We start from the raw sequence: 16,361 nt of genomic DNA on the forward strand, positions 1-16,361 counted from the left end.
CCCTGGCAATGCCTCTTCACGATTTGTGAAGGGTCGCGCCCGGCCAGGCCCCGGCACGGACCAGCTCCGAGGCGGTCTGGGCCAGCAGCACCCTGACCGCCAGGGCGGCCGGGGACAGTTCGTCGTCGGACAGGCTGACCAGCAGATTGCTGCGCGCCAGCTGGCGGTCGCGGATCTGGCGCGTGGCCAGGGCGGCGCCGCGCAGGCGCACGGTGGCCGCGCCGGGCTGGATGGTGGCGCCCAGCCCCGCCTCGACCAATTCCATCAGCACGTCCAGGCCGTCGATCTCGGCGGCCAGGTTGGGACGGGCATTCAAGCGCGCGAAACCATTGTTGACCAGGGCGCGCAGGCCGTGGCTGTCGCTGGGCAGCAGCAGCGGCAGGCCGGACAGGTCGCGCAGGCGCACGGGGCCGGGCGGGGGCAGCCCGGGCATGTCCTCGCGCGCGATCAGGAACAGGCGTTCATCGAGCAGCGGCATGACGCTCCAGCGCCGCGCCGTTTCGGTGTGGAACACGATGGCCAGGTCCAGCTGGCGGGCATTGAGCATGGTGGACAGATGGCCCGACAGGCTTTCGACCAGCCGCAGGCGCACGTCCGGATAACGTTCGCGCATGGCGCGCATGAAAGGCAGGGCCAGCACCGAGGCCGTGGTCTGCGCCAGCCCGATGCTGACATGGCCGCTCAGGCGCGATTCACGCGCGGCCTTCATGGCGTCGTCGGCGTGCCGCAGGGACAGTTGCGCCTGGCGCAGGAAGGCCAGGCCGGCGTCGGTCGGCACCACGCCGGTGGAGGTCCGGGTCAGCAGGCGCGTGCTCAGTTCGCTTTCCAGGCGGCTGATCTGCTGGCTCAGGGCCGATGTGACCACGCCCAGTTCGGTCGCCGCGCGCCCCAGGCTGCCGCATTCGGCCACCTTGACGAAGTAGCGCAGTTGGCGCAGTTCCATGGCGTCAGAACCTGGGCAGCATGGCCGGATCGTGGCGCCGCAGGACTTTCTTGGCGGCCTCGAAACCGGGCAGGATGTGGCCGACCTCGGCCCAGAAATCCTGGCTGTGGTTCATCTCGCGCAGATGCGCGAGCTCATGGGCGATGACGTAATCGATGATGTCGGGGCTGAAATGGATCAGGCGCCAGTTCAGCATGATGTTGCCGTCGCTGGTGCAGGAGCCCCAGCGCGTGGCCGCCGAGGACAGGCGCCAGCGCCGGATTTTCAGGCCCGTGCGTTCGAGGAAGTGCGCCAGGCGCTCGCCGAAGAGCGCGCCGGCGCGCTGCTGCAGCCAGGCCTGGGCGGCGTCGCGGATGCGTCCGGCCTCCGCGTCGGCGGGCAGGGGCAGCCAGAGCGTGGCGCCCTCGGCCGGCGCGGCGATATCGCCCTCGAAATGGGCCTGGCGCCGGTCGGCGGCCAGGCCGATGATGATGCGCCGCCCCAGATAGGGCAGCTCGCCGCCGGCCTGCCAGCGTGTCTGCGTCAGCGCCAATTGTTCGCGGCGGGAATGCCAGTCGCGCAGCTTGGAGAGGATCCAGCGGGCTTTTTCGCGCACGGCCTCGTCGATCTGGCCCAGCGTGACCCAGTTGGGCGCGGTCACCCGCAGCCCGTCGTCGGCCACGACAAAACCTATGCTGCGGCGCCGCGAGCGCAGCAGCACGAAGCCTATGCGCTGCTGCTCGGTCTGCACTTCGCGCCAGCGCCCGCCCGCTGGCAGCGGGTCGGGGCAGGGCGTGGGGATGGTGGCCAGGGGCGCGCGGGTCGGCGCCTCCTGGGAGGGGCTGGCATCGAAGAGGAATTCGAGCTGATCAGCGCTGGCCATACCTTTCGGGATTGAGCGTCCGCATTTCCGCGTCGATCCATGCGTGGACCTTGGCGTTGAGTTCGTCGGGGGTGAGTCCTTGCGATTCTATCGCGGGCCCGATGGACACGGTCACCAGGCCGGGCTGCTTGACGAAGGCATTGCGGCGCCAGCATTCGCCGGCGTTCAGGGCCACGGGCACCACGGGCGCGCCGGTGCGCGAGGCCAGCAGCGCGCCGCCCATCTTGAAGCGGCCCATCTGGCCCGGCGCCACCCGCGTGCCTTCCGGAAACAGCAGGGGCCAGCGGCCGTCGTCCAGGCATTTGCCGCCTTCCCGCACCACTTGCTCGAAGGCGTCGCGGCCCTTGGCGCGGTCGATGGGGATCATGCGCAGCAGGGCCAGGCCCCAGCCGAAGAAAGGCACCCAGTGCAACGACTTTTTGTAGACGAAGCAGACCGGGCGCGGCATGTGCGCCGGAAAGAACAGGGTCTCCCAGGCCGATTGGTGCTTGGACAGCAGCACCACGGGTTTGTCGGGCAGGTTTTCCCAGCCCTTGACCTGCCAGCGGATGCCGCAGAACACCTTGGCGCCCCAGATGGCCAGGCGCGGCCAGCCCACGGTGAGCTTGTAGCGCAGGCGCAGGGGCAGCGGCGCCCACAGGATGCAGGCAAAGGCGTAGGGGATGACCGTGATGGACAGGAAGACCATGTAGAGAAAGGAGCGCAGCCAGGCCATGCCTTATTCGTCCTGAAGAAGGATATCGGCCACTTCGGCCAGGTTGGCGCAGACGCGCGTGCCGGGGGGCAGATTGCCCTTGGCGCGGGTCTTTTCGCCGTTGCCCGTGAGCACCAGCCAGGGCGCGCAGCCGGCCGCCGCGGCGGCCTGCAGGTCGCGCAGCGAATCGCCCACGGCCGGCACGCCGGCCAGGTCGGCGTCCAGGCGCAAGGCGATGTCGTGCATCATGCCCGGCAGGGGCTTGCGGCAGCCGCAGCCATCGTCCGGCCCATGGGGGCACAGGAAAATGGCTTCGATGCTGCCGCCCAGGGCGGCCAGCTCGCGGCGCATCTTGATATGGATGGCGTTGAGCGTATCCATGTCGAACAGGCCGCGCGCCAGCCCCGACTGGTTGGTGGCCACGACCACCGTCCAGCCGGATTGCGTCAGGCGCGCGATGGCCTCCAGGCTGCCTGGCAGCGGGATCCATTCGTCAGGGGTCTTGACGAAGGCGTCGCTGTCGCGGTTGATGACCCCGTCGCGATCCAGGATGATGAGTTTCACTGCGCCAGCCTGGAGATGTCCGCGACCTGGTTCATCAGGCCGTGCAATTGCTTGAGCAGGGCGAGGCGGTTGGCGCGCAGCGCCGCGTCCTCGGCCATCACCATGACGTCCGCAAAGAAGGCATCGACCGGTTCGCGGGCCTGGGCCAGGGTGCGCAGGTTGGCCGCGAAGTCGCCGGCGGCCAGCTGCGCGCCGGCTTGCGGCCCGAGCCGGGCGATGGTTTCGGCCAGGGCTTTTTCGGCCGGATCGGCCAGGCGCGCGGCATCGACCTCGCCGATGTCGCCTTCGGCCTTTTTGAGCAGATTGCCGATGCGCTTGTTGGCCGCCGCGAGGCTGGCGGCCTCGGGCATCTGGCCGAAGGCGGTCACGGCGCGCACGCGCTCGGCCACCTGGTGCAGGGGCGGCGTCAGGGCGATCACGGCCTCGACGGCATTGCGGTCGTGCTCGGTGATCAGCTGGTTGCGGTAGCGTTCATAGATGAAGGCCTGCACCTCGGGCAGCGTGCTGGCGGGCACCTTGCCGGCCGGGAAGCTGGCCTCGGCCAGGCCCAGCAGGCCGGTCAGGGACAGCGGGCCGTCCTCGCTGATCTTGAGCCAGCCGCCGGCGGCCAGCTGCTCGAAGGCGCTGATCAGGCCCAGGGCGGCGCGGCGCAGGCCGAAGGGATCGCGTTCGCCGGTGGGCGCCAGGCCGATGGCCCAGATGCCGACCAGGGTCTCGGCGCGCTCGGCCAGGAACAGCACGGCGGCGGTCAGCGTCTCGGCGCTGACCGGGCTGTCGCAGCGGTTGCGGTACTGGGTGCGCAGCGCCTCGACCACATCGGCCGGTTCGCCGTCGCCGGCCGCGTAATAGGCGCCCATGATGCCTTGCAGCTCGGGGAATTCGCCCACCATGTTCGAGCCCAGGTCGGCCTTGGCCAGCAGGGCCGCGCGGTCGCCGGCCGACACATCGGCGCCCAGCGCCTCGGCCACGCCGCGCGCGATGGCGCGCACGCGGTCCACGCGCTCGAGCTGGGTGCCCAGCTTGTTGTGGTACACGATGCTGCCCAGCTGCTCGACGCGGGCGGCCAGCGGCACCTTGCGGTCGGTCTCGAAGAAGAACTGCGCGTCGGCCAGGCGCGGGCGCACGACCCGCTGGTTGCCTTCGACGATGTTCACCGGATTGGCGACCTGCATATTGCTGACGATCAGGAAGCGATGCGTGAGCTTGCCGGTGGCCGGGTCGAACAGCGGGAAATACTTCTGGTTCAGGCGCATGGTGAGGATCAGGCATTCCTGCGGCACTTGCAGGAACTGCTCCTCGAACTGGCCCACGTAGACGGTGGGATGCTCGACCAGGGCCGTGACCTCGTCCAGCAGCGCGGCGACTTCCGGGTCATCGCCCAGGGTGGCCGACAGCTTGCCGGCCTCGGCCTGCAGCTGTTTTTCGATATCGGCGCGCCGCTTCTCGAAGGAAGCCACGACGCGCGCCTGCGCCAGGGTGGGCTCGTAGGCGTCGGCCTGGGCGATGACCACATCGCCCTCGCTCATGAAGCGGTGGCCCAGCGTATTGCGGCCGGCCTGCAGGCCCAGGGCCGAGATGGGCACGATGTCGGCGCCGAACAGCGCCACCAGGCGATGGGCGGGGCGGACGAACTTTACAGTGCTGACGCCATCGGCCAATTGATAGCGCATGACCTTGGGGATGGGCAGGCCGTCGATGGCGTTGTCCAGGCCTTCTTGCAGGCCGGCGGCCAGCTGGGCGCCGGGCGCCGTGCCGCGGGCCACCAGGTATTCCTGCTTGCCATCGGACTCGCGTTCCAGGCTGGCCGGATCGAGATGCTCCAGGCCCTTGGCGGCCAGCTTCTTGATGAGCGCGGGCGTGGCCTTGCCGTCTTCGGTCAGGCCGATCTTGGCGGGCATGAGTTTTTCGGCGTAGGCCTGGTCGGGGGCCTGGGCCAGCACGGCGGACAGGTGCACGGCCAGGCGGCGCGGCGTGGCGTAGGCGGTGGCCTGGCAGCCCTGGGCCAGCAGGCCCAGGCGGTCCAGCGTGGCGCGCACGCCTTCGGCGAAGGACTGTCCCAGGCGGTTCAGGGCCTTGGGGGGCAGTTCCTCGGTCAGCAGTTCAACCAGCAGGGGGCGGATAGTGGTGGTCATGTCAGGCGGCCTCCCCGGCGGGGGCGCTGCCGCCCAGCATGGGAAAGCCCAGTCGTTCACGGGAGTCGTAATAGGCCTGCGCGACGGCGCGCGACAGGTTGCGGATGCGGCCGATATAGGCGGCGCGCTCGGTCACGCTGATGGCGCCGCGCGCGTCCAGCATATTGAAGGTGTGCGCGGCCTTCAGGGCGGCCTCATAGGCCGGCAGGGCCAGCGGCACGTCCATCAGGCGCTTGGCCTCGGCTTCATAGTCATTGAAGTGCGAGAACAGCATCTCGGCCGAGGAGTGCTCGAAGTTGTAGGTGGACTGCTCGACTTCGTTCTGGTGGAAGACATCGCGGTAGAGCACGCGGCGGCCATTGGCGCCTTCGGTCCAGACCAGGTCGTACACGCTTTCGACGCCTTGCAGATACATGGCCAGGCGTTCCAGGCCATAGGTGATCTCGCCGGTGGTGGGCGTGCAGTCCAGCCCGCCGACCTGCTGGAAATACGTGAACTGCGTCACTTCCATGCCGTTGAGCCAGACCTCCCAGCCCAGGCCCCAGGCGCCCAGCGTGGGGTTTTCCCAGTCGTCTTCGACGAAACGGATGTCGTGCTCGGCCGGGTTGATGCCCAGGGCCTTGAGCGAACCGATGTACAGGTCGAGGATTTCCGGGGGAGCCGGCTTGAGCACCACCTGGTACTGGTAATAGTGCTGCAGGCGGTTGGGGTTTTCGCCGTAGCGGCCGTCCTTGGGGCGGCGCGAGGGCTGGACATAGGCCGCGCGCCAGGGTTCGGGCCCGATGGCGCGCAGGAAGGTCGCCGTGTGCGAGGTACCGGCGCCGACTTCCATGTCATAGGGCTGCAGCAGGGCGCAACCTTGTTTGTCCCAGTACTCCTGGAGCGTGAGGATGATTTGCTGAAAGGTAAGCATAGGGTTCGTGGCTAGGGGCCGGGTGCGCTGACGCGGGAAAACCGTAGATTTTAACTGGCTTGCGGCCACCCCCGGCGGCAGGCGCTGGCGCGGCCCGATTTATCGCGCCCCCGGGGACGGCGGAAAAGGGGCCGGATGTCGCGGCCGTGGCGTGGACTGGGGGCGGGACGATGTCCGGGCATTGGTCGTATCATTGCTGTTTGCCCAAGTCTTATATAAAACCCGGCGCGCCCGGGGCTACAGGAAGGAGCCAGCATGTCCGAACTCATCAAGGTGGAAGTCACCGACGGTATCCTGATCATCACGGTGAACCGCCCCGATGCCAAGAACGCCATCAACCTGGAGGCAGCCCAGGCCATGGCCGCCGCGATCGACCAGCTCGATGCGCGCGATGATATCCGCATCGGCATCCTGACCGGCGCGGGCGGCACGTTTTCGTCGGGCATGGACCTCAAGGCCTTCGCCCAAAGCGGCCAGCGTCCGCTGATCCCGGGGCGCGGCTTCGCCGGCCTGAACGAACGCCCGCCCAAGAAGCCGCTGATCGCCGCGGTGGAGGGCTATGCCCTGGCCGGAGGCTGCGAACTCGCCCTGGCCTGCGATCTGATCGTGGCCGCCGGCAATGCCAAGTTCGGCCTGCCCGAAGTCAAGCGCGGGCTGGTGGCCGGCTCCGGCGGCATGCTGCGCCTGCCGCGCCGCCTGCCTTACCACGTCGCCATGGAGATCATCCTGACCGGCGAAATGCTGGGCGCCGAGCGCGCCTATCAGCTGGGCCTGGTCAACCGGCTGGCCGAGCCCGGCCAGGCGCTGGAAGGCGCGCTGGCCCTGGCGCGCGTCATCGTCGAGAACGGCCCGCTGGCCGTGCAGACCGCCAAGAGCATCGTGCAGCAGTCGCTGGACTGGGACCAGGAAGGCATGTTCGATCGCCAGCGCCCGCTGATCGCCCACATCTTCACCTCCGCCGACGCCAAGGAAGGCGCGACGGCCTTTGCCGAGAAGCGCAAGCCCGTCTGGCAAGGCAAATAAAATCCCTTCCAGGGCCGGGCGCCGCGTCCGGCCGAATGTTCCTCTTGTTTCTCACCGTAATGCCATGACCGTCACCATCAAAGAAGAAGACCTGATCCAGTCGATTGCCGACGGGATCCAGTTCATCAGCTACTACCACCCCGTTGACTACATCCGCCACCTGGCGCGCGCCTACGAGCGCGAGGAAAGCCCGGCCGCGCGCGATGCGATGGCCCAGATCCTGACCAACTCGCGCATGTGCGCCGAGGGCAAGCGCCCGCTGTGCCAGGACACCGGCATCGTCAACGTCTTCCTGAAGATCGGCATGGATGTGCGCTTCGACACCAAGCGCAGCCTGCAGGAACTCTGTGATGAGGGCGTGCGCCGCGGCTATACCAATCCGGACAATCCGCTGCGCGCCTCGGTCCTGGACGACCCGCTGTTCGCCCGCAAGAACACGCGCGACAACACCCCCTGTATCCTGCACGTCGACCTGGTGCCCGGCAACACGGTCGATGTGCAAGTGGCTTCCAAGGGCGGCGGCTCCGAGAACAAGACCAAATTCGTCATGCTCAATCCCAGCGATTCGCTGGTCGATTGGGTGCTCAAGACGGTGCCCACCATGGGGGCGGGCTGGTGCCCGCCGGGCATGCTGGGCATCGGCGTCGGCGGCACGGCCGAGAAGGCCATGCTGATGGCCAAGCAGTCGCTGATGGAAGACATCGATATGTACGAACTGCTGGCCCGCGGCCCGCAGAACAAGCTCGAAGAGCTGCGCATCGAACTCTATGAAAAGGTCAACGCGCTGGGCATCGGCGCGCAGGGCCTGGGCGGCCTGACGACCGTGCTGGACGTCAAGATCAACACCTTCCCGACCCACGCCGCCTCCAAGCCCGTGGCCATGATCCCCAATTGCGCGGCCACCCGCCATGCGCACTTCGTGCTGGATGGATCCGGCCCGGCCCGCCTGGACCCGCCGTCGCTGAGCGAATGGCCCGATGTGCACTGGGCGCCGGACTACAACAAGTCCAAGCAGGTCAACCTGGATACGCTGACCCGCGAGGAAGTCGCCAGCTGGAAGCCGGGCCAGACGCTGTTGCTGTCGGGCAAGATGCTGACCGGCCGCGATGCCGCGCACAAGCGCATCCAGGATATGCTGGCGCGCGGCGAAAAGCTGCCGGTGGACTTCACCAACCGCGTCATCTACTACGTGGGCCCGGTCGATCCGGTGCGCGACGAAGTGGTCGGCCCGGCCGGTCCCACCACCGCGACCCGCATGGACAAGTTCACCGAAATGATGCTGGCCCAGACTGGCCTGATCTCCATGATCGGCAAGTCCGAGCGTGGCCCGGTCGCCATCGACGCCATCAAGAAGCATCAATCGGCCTACCTGATGGCCGTCGGCGGCGCCGCCTACCTGGTGTCCAAGGCCATCCGCGAAGCCCGCGTGCTGGCCTTCGAAGACCTCGGCATGGAAGCCATCTACGAGTTCGACGTCAAGGACATGCCCGTGACCGTCGCGGTCGACGCCCAGGGAGTGTCGGTGCACACCACCGGTCCCAAGGAATGGCAGGCCAAGATCGGCAAGATCCCGGTCGCCGTGGCCTGATCCCGCTTCAAACCGCCTTCGGGCGGTTTTTTTTTGAGCCCGGATGTCCGACCCCTCCGGGCGGGTCTCGGGGTGCGCATTAAGCCCCACCAAACCCCGGCTTGAGCAAAAACGAATTTACAGCCGCCGCCGGCCCCGGCATGCTCCCGGGGACAATACGCAAAGGAGTGAATTCATGTCTGAGCAGGCCCTAGACCGGTGGGTCGGCAGCACCGAAAGGATGGCTGATACCCTGGATCCGGTGCACGCGGCGCGCATCGCCGCCACCCTGGGGGTGGCGGCGCCGGCCGAGGGACAAGCCTTGCCGCCCCTGTGGCAATGGGCCTATTTCATCAAGACGGTCGATATGGCCGGCCTGGGCGGCGACGGTCATCCGGCGCGCGGCGGCTTCCTGCCGCCCGCCGACGACCGCAACCGCATGTGGGCGGGCGGGCGCGTGGCCTTTCACCAGCCGCTGAAGGTGGGGGTGCCGGCCGAGCGTGTTTCCACCGTCGCCGATATCAAGGAAAAGACCGGCCGCACCGGCAGCCTGTTGTTCGTCACCGTGCGCCATGAGTATCTGCAGCAAGGCCAGGCCGCCATCGTCGAAGAGCAGGACATCGTCTACCGGCAGCCCTCGCCGCCCAAGCTGGAGGGCAGCGAGGCCGCGCCCCAGGCGCAATGGCGCGAAACCGTCGAGCCCAGCCCGGTGCTGCTATTCCGCTACTCGGCCGTGACCTTCAACGGCCATCGCATCCACTACGATTACCCCTATGTGACCGAGACCGAGGGCTATCCCGGCCTGGTCGTGCATGGCCCGCTGATCGCCACGTCCATGCTGTCGGCCTTCTGCCGCGCCCATCCCGAGGCGCGCCTGAAGCACTTCGCCTATCGCGGCCTGCGTCCGCTGATCTGTCCCAAGCCCTTCACGGTCGCGGGCGCGATCCAGGAGCCCGGCCTGGCCCGGCTGTGGGCCGAGCAGGACGGCACGCTGGCGCATCAGGCCGAACTGAGGTTCGAAGCATGAGCGCCCCGCGTCCCCTGGACGGCATCACCGTCGTCAGCCTGGAACACGCCATCGCCGCGCCTTTCTGCACCCGCCAATTGGCCGATATGGGCGCGCGCGTCATCAAGGTCGAGCGCCCGGGCGTGGGCGATTTCGCTCGCCGTTACGACGAGCGCGTGCGCGGCCAGGCCTCGCATTTCATCTGGACCAACCGCTCCAAGGAGAGCCTCACGCTCGACCTCAAGAAACCCGAGGCGGGCGAGATCATGCAGCGCCTGCTGGCCGAGGCCGATGTGCTGGTGCAAAACCTCGCCCCGGGCGCGGCGGCCCGCCTGGGCCTGTCGTTCGAGGCCTTGAGCGCGCGTTTCCCGCGGCTGATCGTCTGCGATATTTCGGGTTATGGCGAGGGCGGTCCCTACCAGGACAAAAAGGCCTATGACCTGCTGATCCAGAGCGAAAGCGGCTTTCTGTCGGTCACCGGTACGCCCGAGGATCCGGTCAAGGCGGGCTGTTCGATCTCGGATATCGCCGCGGGCATGTATGCCTATAGCGGCATCCTCAATGCCCTGCTGCTGCGCGGCAAGACGGGGCGGGGCAGCCGCATCGATGTGTCCATGCTGGAGAGCACGGTGGAGTGGATGGGCTATCCCATGTACTACGCCTTCGAGGACGCGCCGCCGCCGCCGCGCGCGGGCGCCGCGCACGCCACCATCTATCCCTACGGCCCCTTCCCGGTGGGCGACGGCAAGACCATCATGCTGGGGCTGCAGAACGAACGCGAATGGAAGGTGTTCTGCGACCAGGTGCTGTGCCAGCCCGGACTGGCCACCGACAGCCGTTTCGAGAGCAATTCGCGCCGCACGGCCAATCGCGACAGCCTGCGCCAGCTCATCGTGCAGGCTTTTGCCGCGCTGACCATCGACGAGGTCACCGATCGCCTGGAGGCGGCCCAGATCGCCAACGCCCGCGTCAACGACATGAAGGGCGTCTGGGAGCACCCCCAGCTCAAGGCGCGCGACAACTGGCGCGAGATCGACAGCCCGGCCGGCCGCATTCCGTCCTTCCTGCCGCCGGCGCACAACAATGCTTTCCGCCCGCGCATGGACGCCGTGCCCGCCGTGGGTGAAAACACCGACGCGGTGTTAGCATCCTTGGGATATGCGCCCGACGATGTGGCGCGCTTGCATGCCGCGGAGGTTGTGTAATGTCCTCAGTCATCCGAACCGCGCTGTTCGTGCCCGCCAACCGGCCGGACCGCATTCCCAAGGCCCTGGCCACCGGCGCCGACACCGTTATCGTCGATCTCGAAGACGCGGTCGAGCATCTGGCCAAGGACAGCGCCCGCCAGGCCCTGCTGGATTTCCTGGACGCGCATCCGGACGCGCGCCTGTGGGTCCGCATCAACGACGCCAGCACGCCTTGGCATGACGCCGACTTGCAGGCCCTGCGGGGGCGCGCCACGGTCAGCGGCATCGTGTTGCCCAAGGCCGAGAGCATGGCCCAGGTGCGCCATGTGGCGCAGACCAATATCCCGGTCATCCCCATCGTCGAGACGGCGCAGGGCGTGCTCAACCTGGGAGAGATCGCCGCCACGCCTGGCGTGCAGCGCCTGGCCTTCGGCTCGCTGGATTATTCCCTGGACCTGTCCATGACGCCCGACACCGAAGGCGCCGACCTGGTGCTGGACCACGCCCGGGTGCAGCTGCTGCTGCACGGCCGGGTGGCCGGCCTGGCGCAGCCGCTGTATGGGGTGTTTCCCGGCATCCAGGATACGACCGGCCTGCGCGCGGCCGCCATCCGGGCGCGCGACATGGGCTTTGGCGGCCTGCTTTGCATCCATCCGACCCAGGTGCCAGTGGTGCACGAGGCCTTCCTGCCGCCGCTGGCCGATCTCGAATGGGCCCGCCAGGTCGTGCGCGCCCACCGCGATAGCGGCCTGGCCGCCTTCAAGCTGGATGGCAAGATGATCGATGCGCCGGTCATCGCGCGGGCCCGCCGTCTGCTGGAAAGGGCCGGGGAGAGCATTCCTGCTTAGGTGATCTAGGCGGTGTCGGGCACCAGGACGAGCCGGCGCGCAACGCAAGATCGCGCCACTCGGTGTCTGCCCCCTCAGGCGCGGATTTGCTCTATCGCCTGGTCGCCTGCGGCCCGCAGCAGGTCGGCGTAGCTGCCCTGGGGCAGTTGGAGGCCAGGCGCCAGGTCGCGCAGCGGATAGAGCACGAAGGCGCGTTCGTGCAGCCTCGGGTGGGGCAGGGTCAGGCGCGGGGTGTCCATGCGCTGCCCGTCATAGAGCAGCAGGTCGAGATCCAGCGTGCGCGGGGCATTTTTGTAGGGACGCTCGCGGCCATGGCGCAGCTCGAGCGCCTGCAGGGCGTCGAGCAGTTCGAGCGGCGCAAGCGTGGTGTCCAGCTCGGCGACCGCATTGATGAAATCAGGGCCACTGGCCTGGACTGGCGCCGAGCGATAGAAGGGCGAGGCGCGGCAGGCCCGCACGCCGGGCAGGGCGGCGATCTCGGCCAGGACGGCGCGCAGGGTCGCGGCGCCGTCTCCGAGATTGGCGCCCAGGCCGACGTAGGCGCGCTGGCTCATTCGGCGTTGCTGCGGCGGCGGCGCGGACGGCGGCGGCGGCGCGAGGGGCTGCCTTCTTCGGCGCTGTCTTCGCGCGGCTGGCGCGCGGATTCTTCGATCATCTCGGCGCGCGTGGCGTCGTCGGCGTTGGCCAGGTCCATCCACCATTGGGCCAGCACGCTGTCGAATTCGCCGGCGGCGGCGCGCAGCTGCAGGAAGTCGCAGGCCGCGCGGAAACGCGGCTGTTCGATCATGCGGTAGGCGGTCTTGCCGCCACGGCGCTCAAAGCGCGGCTGCATGAACCAGATTTCGCGCATGTCCGAGGAGAAGCGGCGCTGGATGGCGAGTTTTTCGGTCTGTTCGTCCAGCACCGAATCGGCGGCCTGCACCAGCGAGGGGATATTGTGTTCGCCGCGGCCGCGCAGTTCTTTCCAGCGCGCCTCGACTTGCTGCCAGAGCAGGGCGGCGAACAGGAAGCTGGGGCTGATGGTCTTGCCGGCCCGCACGCGCGCGTCGGTGCGCTCCAGCGCCAGCTCGACGAAGTGTTCGCCGCCGGGCTGCTCCAGCACCACGTCCAGCAGCGGCAGCAGGCCATGGTGCAGGCCGTCGGCGCGCAGCTGGCGCAGGCAGTCCATGGCATGGCCGCAGGTCAGCAGCTTGAGCATTTCGTCGAACAGGCGCGAGGCCGGCACGTTTTCGATCAGCGCGGCCATGGTGCGGATGGGCTGTCGCGTGGCCGGATCTATCGTGCCGTTGAGCTTGGCGGCGAAACGCACGGCGCGCAGCATGCGCACGGGGTCTTCGCGGTAGCGCTTGACCGGGTCGCCGATCATGCGGATCTGGCGTTTTTTCAGGTCCTGCACGCCGTTGTGATAGTCGATGACTTCTTCGGTATGCGGGTCGTAGTAGAGCGCGTTCATGGTGAAGTCGCGCCGCGCCGCGTCTTCTTCCTGGCTGCCGAAAACATTGTCGCGCAGGATGCGCCCGTGCTCGTCGGTTTCCTGGTCGGCCGAGGCCGGCGCGCGGAAGGTGGAGGTCTCGATGATCTCCTGGCCGAAGACGACGTGCACCAGCTGGAAGCGCCGGCCGATGATGCGCGCGCGGCGGAACAGCGGACGGATCTGCTCGGGCGTGGCGTTGGTGGCGACGTCGAAGTCCTTGGGCTCCAGGCCCATGATCAGGTCGCGCACGGCGCCGCCCACGATATAGGCTTCATAGCCATGCTGGCGCAGGACTTCGCAGACCTTGATGGCGTGCCGCGAGACATTGCGGCGGTCGATGCCGTGCCTGTCGCTGGCGATGCGTTGCGGGCCTCGGTTGACGGGCCCAAACAGGCGTCCGACGAATTTTCGTATGGTGTCGGTGATCATCAGGACTTGTGGTCTTCGAGAGAGGCGAACAGGTCCAGCACCTGCCAGCCGCGTTGCAGCGCGGTCTGGCGCAGGCCGGGGCTGGGGTTGGTGGCGATGGGCCGGGTAACGACTTCAAGCAAGGGAATATCGTTGGTGGAGTCGCTGTAGAAGAAAGACTCGGGAAAGTCGTTCAGCGACAGCTGTTGCGCGGCCAGCCACTGCTTGACCCGCAGGACCTTGCCGGCCTTGAAGCTGGGCGTGCCTTCGATACGGCCAGTGTAGCGGCCATTGCGGTATTCGGCATCGGTGGCGATCAGATGCGGGATGCCGAAGGCGCGGGCGATGGGGGCGGTGACGAAACTGTTGGTGGCCGTGACCACGGCGCACAGGTCGCCGGCGGCCAGGTGCCCGGCGACCAGGTCCAGCGCGCGGGCCTGCATGGACGGGCGTATCACCTCGGCCATGAATTCCTCGTGCCAGGCCGCCAGTTCGACGGGGCTGTGCGCGGCCAGCAGGCCCAGCATGAATTCGGCGGCCTGCTCGGCGGTGAGTTCGCCCCGGTTGTAGCGCTCCATCAGGTCGTCGTTGCGGCGCCGGGCTTGGTCGGGATCGCCCGCCCGTCCGGTGCGCGCCAGGAAATCGGCCCATTGATAATCACTGTCCAGGGGCAGCAACGTGTGGTCCAGGTCAAACAGGGCGAGACGGCGGGTGCTCATGTGGCTTGGGATTCGGCAAGCATGGCGCGCAAAAGCGCCGTGGTGATGGGGCGGCCTGTGGCCAGGGAATAGCGGTCCAGCGCGTCCAGCAGCGCCGCCAGCTTGCGGATGTCGCGCTCGTGGTGCGTCAGCATCCAGTTGATGACCTCGGGCGCCAATTGCAGGCCGCGGTCGGCGGCTTGGGCCGACAGCGCGGACAGCTTGTCGGCATCCGAAAGGGGTTCGAGACGAAAGACCAGGTCCCAGCCTAGGCGGGTGCGCAGGTCTTCGCGCAAGGGCAGCGACATGGGCGCCCGGTCGCCGGCCACGGCCAGCGCGAAGGCGCGGTCGGTCGCCGCCGATTCGCGCCAGCGATTGTACAGGGCGAAGAGAGCCGCCTGCCTGGCCTTGTCCATCAGGTGCACGTCGTCGACGGCGATGATGGCCGGCATGGGCGCGGTGGAATCGGCCTGGGCGAGCTGGCGCAGCATCTGCGGCCCGCTGGGCGCGTCGATATAGACCGCCCCGGCGCGCGAGGCCAGGCCGCGCAGCAGATGGCTGCGTCCGCAGCCCGCCGGGCCCCAGAGGTAGATGGCGCGCCCCGCGGCGAGGGCGCGAGCGGCCGCCAATGCCTCGCCGTTGGGGCCGGCAATGAAGTTGTTCAGCGAAGGCGCTGGCGCAGGAAGTACGTCGAGCAGCAGCTGGCGGTTCATTGGAATTGCAGTAAGACTAGCTGGGGGCCGGGCGCGGTGCCGCGCGCGGCTAACCCTTAACTTTAAACCACGAAGGCCTCTCCCGTCCTGCGCGGATGCCGCCTCGGGCCGCCCATCGGGAAAAAAGGTGCCGCAAAGCAGCGAATCCGCGCCGAATCGGCCCCGGATTGGGTCTGTCCGCCGCTTCGTCTAAAATCCCGCATAGTTCCCCCCGAATCCGCAATTGTTACATTTCCCACGGTTTTCCTCATGACCAACGAACATACCGCTCCCCTGACCTACCGCGATGCCGGGGTTGATATCGACGCCGGCGATGCGCTGGTCGATCGCATCAAGCCGCTGGCCGCGCGCACCATGCGCCCGGGCGTGCTGGGGGGCATCGGCGGATTCGGCGCTCTGTTCGAGGTGCCCAAGAAATACCGTGAGCCCGTGCTGGTCTCGGGCACCGATGGCGTGGGCACCAAGCTGCGCCTGGCCTTCGACTGGAACCGCCACGACACGGTCGGCATCGACCTGGTCGCCATGAGCGTCAACGACATCCTGGTCCAGGGCGCCGAGCCTCTGTTCTTCCTCGATTATTTCGCCTGCGGCAAGCTGTCGGTGGATACCGCGGCGGCCGTGGTGGGCGGCATCGCCCGGGGCTGCGAATTGGCCGGCTGCGCCCTGATCGGCGGCGAGACCGCCGAAATGCCCGGCATGTACCCGGAAGGCGAGTACGACCTCGCCGGCTTCGCCGTGGGTGCGGTCGAAAAATCGGCCATCATCGATGGCAAGTCCATCCAGCCGGGCGACGTGGTGCTGGGCCTGGCTTCCAGCGGCGCGCATTCCAACGGCTACTCGCTGGTGCGCAAGATCCTCGAACGCGCCGGCGCGCGTCCGGAGCAGGATTTCGACGGTCAGCCGCTGGTCGATGTCGTCATGGCGCCCACCCGCATCTACGTCAAGCAGGTCCTGGCCGCCATGGCCAAGCACGGCGCGGCCATCAAGGGCCTGGCCCACATCACCGGCGGCGGCCTGGTCGAGAACGTGCCGCGTATTCTGCAGAAAGGCCTGTCGGCCCGGCTGAATCGCGATGGCTGGGAAATGCCCAAGCTGTTCCAGTGGCTGCAGCAGCAGGGCGCGGTCGCCGACGCGGAAATGCACCGCGTCTTCAATTGCGGCATCGGCATGGTGCTGGTGGTCGCCGCCGATCAGGCCGACGCCATCGCCGCCACGTTGCGCGGCCAGGGCGAAGTGGTCAAGCGCATCGGTGAAATCGTGCCCCAGGAATCCGGCATGGCCCAGACCTTCGTGGTCTGAGCGCGCGTTTCCGCGAGCCCCAATCCGCCG

The 16,361-nt window shown here is 68.0% G+C and carries 16 protein-coding genes; 6 read left to right on the forward strand and 10 right to left on the reverse strand.

Annotated features, from left to right (window positions below; genetic code table 11):
* Positions 1–16: 16 nt before the first annotated feature.
* Genes L540_RS08855 through glyQ form a run of 6 tightly spaced genes read right to left on the reverse strand, consistent with a single transcriptional unit; the run spans position 17 to position 6,108 of the window.
* On the reverse strand, positions 17–943 hold the full coding sequence (locus L540_RS08855; RefSeq protein WP_043215103.1) for a LysR family transcriptional regulator: 927 nt from the start codon (positions 941–943) through the stop codon (positions 17–19).
* 4 nt (positions 944–947) lie between these two features.
* Positions 948–1,805, reverse strand: a complete 858-nt coding sequence (locus L540_RS08860) for a M48 family metallopeptidase (RefSeq protein ID WP_043215102.1) — start codon at positions 1,803–1,805, stop codon at positions 948–950.
* Entirely contained in the window at positions 1,792–2,520 is a 729-nt protein-coding gene (locus tag L540_RS08865) for a lysophospholipid acyltransferase family protein (protein WP_043215100.1), read from the reverse strand. Before L540_RS08865 ends, L540_RS08860 begins: the two co-directional genes overlap by 14 nt.
* A gap of 3 nt (positions 2,521–2,523) precedes the next feature.
* Complete coding sequence (gene gmhB, locus L540_RS08870; protein ID WP_043215099.1) at positions 2,524–3,063, reverse strand: D-glycero-beta-D-manno-heptose 1,7-bisphosphate 7-phosphatase; 540 nt, start codon at positions 3,061–3,063, stop codon at positions 2,524–2,526.
* Positions 3,060–5,195, reverse strand: coding sequence for a glycine--tRNA ligase subunit beta (glyS, locus tag L540_RS08875; protein ID WP_043215097.1), 2,136 nt, complete (start codon positions 5,193–5,195; stop codon positions 3,060–3,062). Before glyS ends, gmhB begins: the two co-directional genes overlap by 4 nt.
* A gap of 1 nt (position 5,196) precedes the next feature.
* Positions 5,197–6,108: a glycine--tRNA ligase subunit alpha gene (gene glyQ / locus L540_RS08880; protein ID WP_043215095.1), complete on the reverse strand. Its 912-nt coding sequence runs from the start codon at positions 6,106–6,108 to the stop codon at positions 5,197–5,199.
* 255 nt (positions 6,109–6,363) lie between these two features.
* Here glyQ and L540_RS08885 point away from each other — a divergent pair, with 255 nt between their 5' ends.
* From L540_RS08885 to L540_RS08905, 5 genes are all read left to right on the forward strand, one after another.
* The gene (locus tag L540_RS08885) at positions 6,364–7,131 is read left to right on the forward strand and encodes a crotonase/enoyl-CoA hydratase family protein (protein WP_043215092.1); all 768 of its coding nucleotides are present in this window, start codon (positions 6,364–6,366) and stop codon (positions 7,129–7,131) included.
* Between the two features lie 64 nt (positions 7,132–7,195).
* Positions 7,196–8,719, forward strand: a complete 1,524-nt coding sequence (locus L540_RS08890; RefSeq protein WP_043215090.1) for a fumarate hydratase — start codon at positions 7,196–7,198, stop codon at positions 8,717–8,719.
* A gap of 175 nt (positions 8,720–8,894) precedes the next feature.
* Positions 8,895–9,725 carry an HTD2 family dehydratase gene (locus L540_RS08895; protein ID WP_043215088.1) on the forward strand — a complete coding sequence of 277 codons (831 nt, stop codon included), beginning with the start codon at positions 8,895–8,897 and terminating at the stop codon, positions 9,723–9,725.
* A complete protein-coding gene (locus L540_RS08900) occupies positions 9,722–10,909 on the forward strand; it encodes a CaiB/BaiF CoA transferase family protein (RefSeq protein ID WP_043215086.1) in 1,188 nt (395 codons plus the stop codon). Before L540_RS08895 ends, L540_RS08900 begins: the two co-directional genes overlap by 4 nt.
* On the forward strand, positions 10,909–11,739 hold the full coding sequence (locus L540_RS08905; RefSeq protein WP_043215085.1) for an HpcH/HpaI aldolase/citrate lyase family protein: 831 nt from the start codon (positions 10,909–10,911) through the stop codon (positions 11,737–11,739). Before L540_RS08900 ends, L540_RS08905 begins: the two co-directional genes overlap by 1 nt.
* A 74-nt stretch (positions 11,740–11,813) precedes the next feature.
* On the opposite strand, the gene L540_RS08910 is transcribed toward L540_RS08905, so the two are convergent.
* Genes L540_RS08910 through hda form a run of 4 tightly spaced genes read right to left on the reverse strand, consistent with a single transcriptional unit; the run spans position 11,814 to position 15,032 of the window.
* Positions 11,814–12,293 (reverse strand): 2-amino-4-hydroxy-6-hydroxymethyldihydropteridine diphosphokinase, encoded by a 480-nt coding sequence (locus tag L540_RS08910; protein WP_043215084.1) that lies wholly within the window; start codon positions 12,291–12,293, stop codon positions 11,814–11,816.
* Positions 12,290–13,642 (reverse strand): polynucleotide adenylyltransferase PcnB, encoded by a 1,353-nt coding sequence (gene pcnB / locus L540_RS08915; RefSeq protein ID WP_043215083.1) that lies wholly within the window; start codon positions 13,640–13,642, stop codon positions 12,290–12,292. The genes L540_RS08910 and pcnB overlap by 4 nt, the downstream gene beginning before the upstream one ends.
* On the reverse strand, positions 13,642–14,340 hold the full coding sequence (locus L540_RS08920; RefSeq protein WP_043215082.1) for an HAD family hydrolase: 699 nt from the start codon (positions 14,338–14,340) through the stop codon (positions 13,642–13,644). The genes pcnB and L540_RS08920 overlap by 1 nt, the downstream gene beginning before the upstream one ends.
* A complete protein-coding gene (gene hda / locus L540_RS08925; protein ID WP_043215079.1) occupies positions 14,337–15,032 on the reverse strand; it encodes a DnaA regulatory inactivator Hda in 696 nt (231 codons plus the stop codon). Before hda ends, L540_RS08920 begins: the two co-directional genes overlap by 4 nt.
* A gap of 249 nt (positions 15,033–15,281) precedes the next feature.
* Here hda and purM point away from each other — a divergent pair, with 249 nt between their 5' ends.
* Positions 15,282–16,331 (forward strand): phosphoribosylformylglycinamidine cyclo-ligase, encoded by a 1,050-nt coding sequence (gene purM / locus L540_RS08930; protein ID WP_043215076.1) that lies wholly within the window; start codon positions 15,282–15,284, stop codon positions 16,329–16,331.
* Positions 16,332–16,361: the final 30 nt, after the last annotated feature.

Origin of the sequence: Bordetella pseudohinzii (assembly GCF_000657795.2) — a bacterium.
GTDB classification, from domain to species: Bacteria; Pseudomonadota; Gammaproteobacteria; order Burkholderiales; family Burkholderiaceae_B; genus Bordetella; species Bordetella pseudohinzii.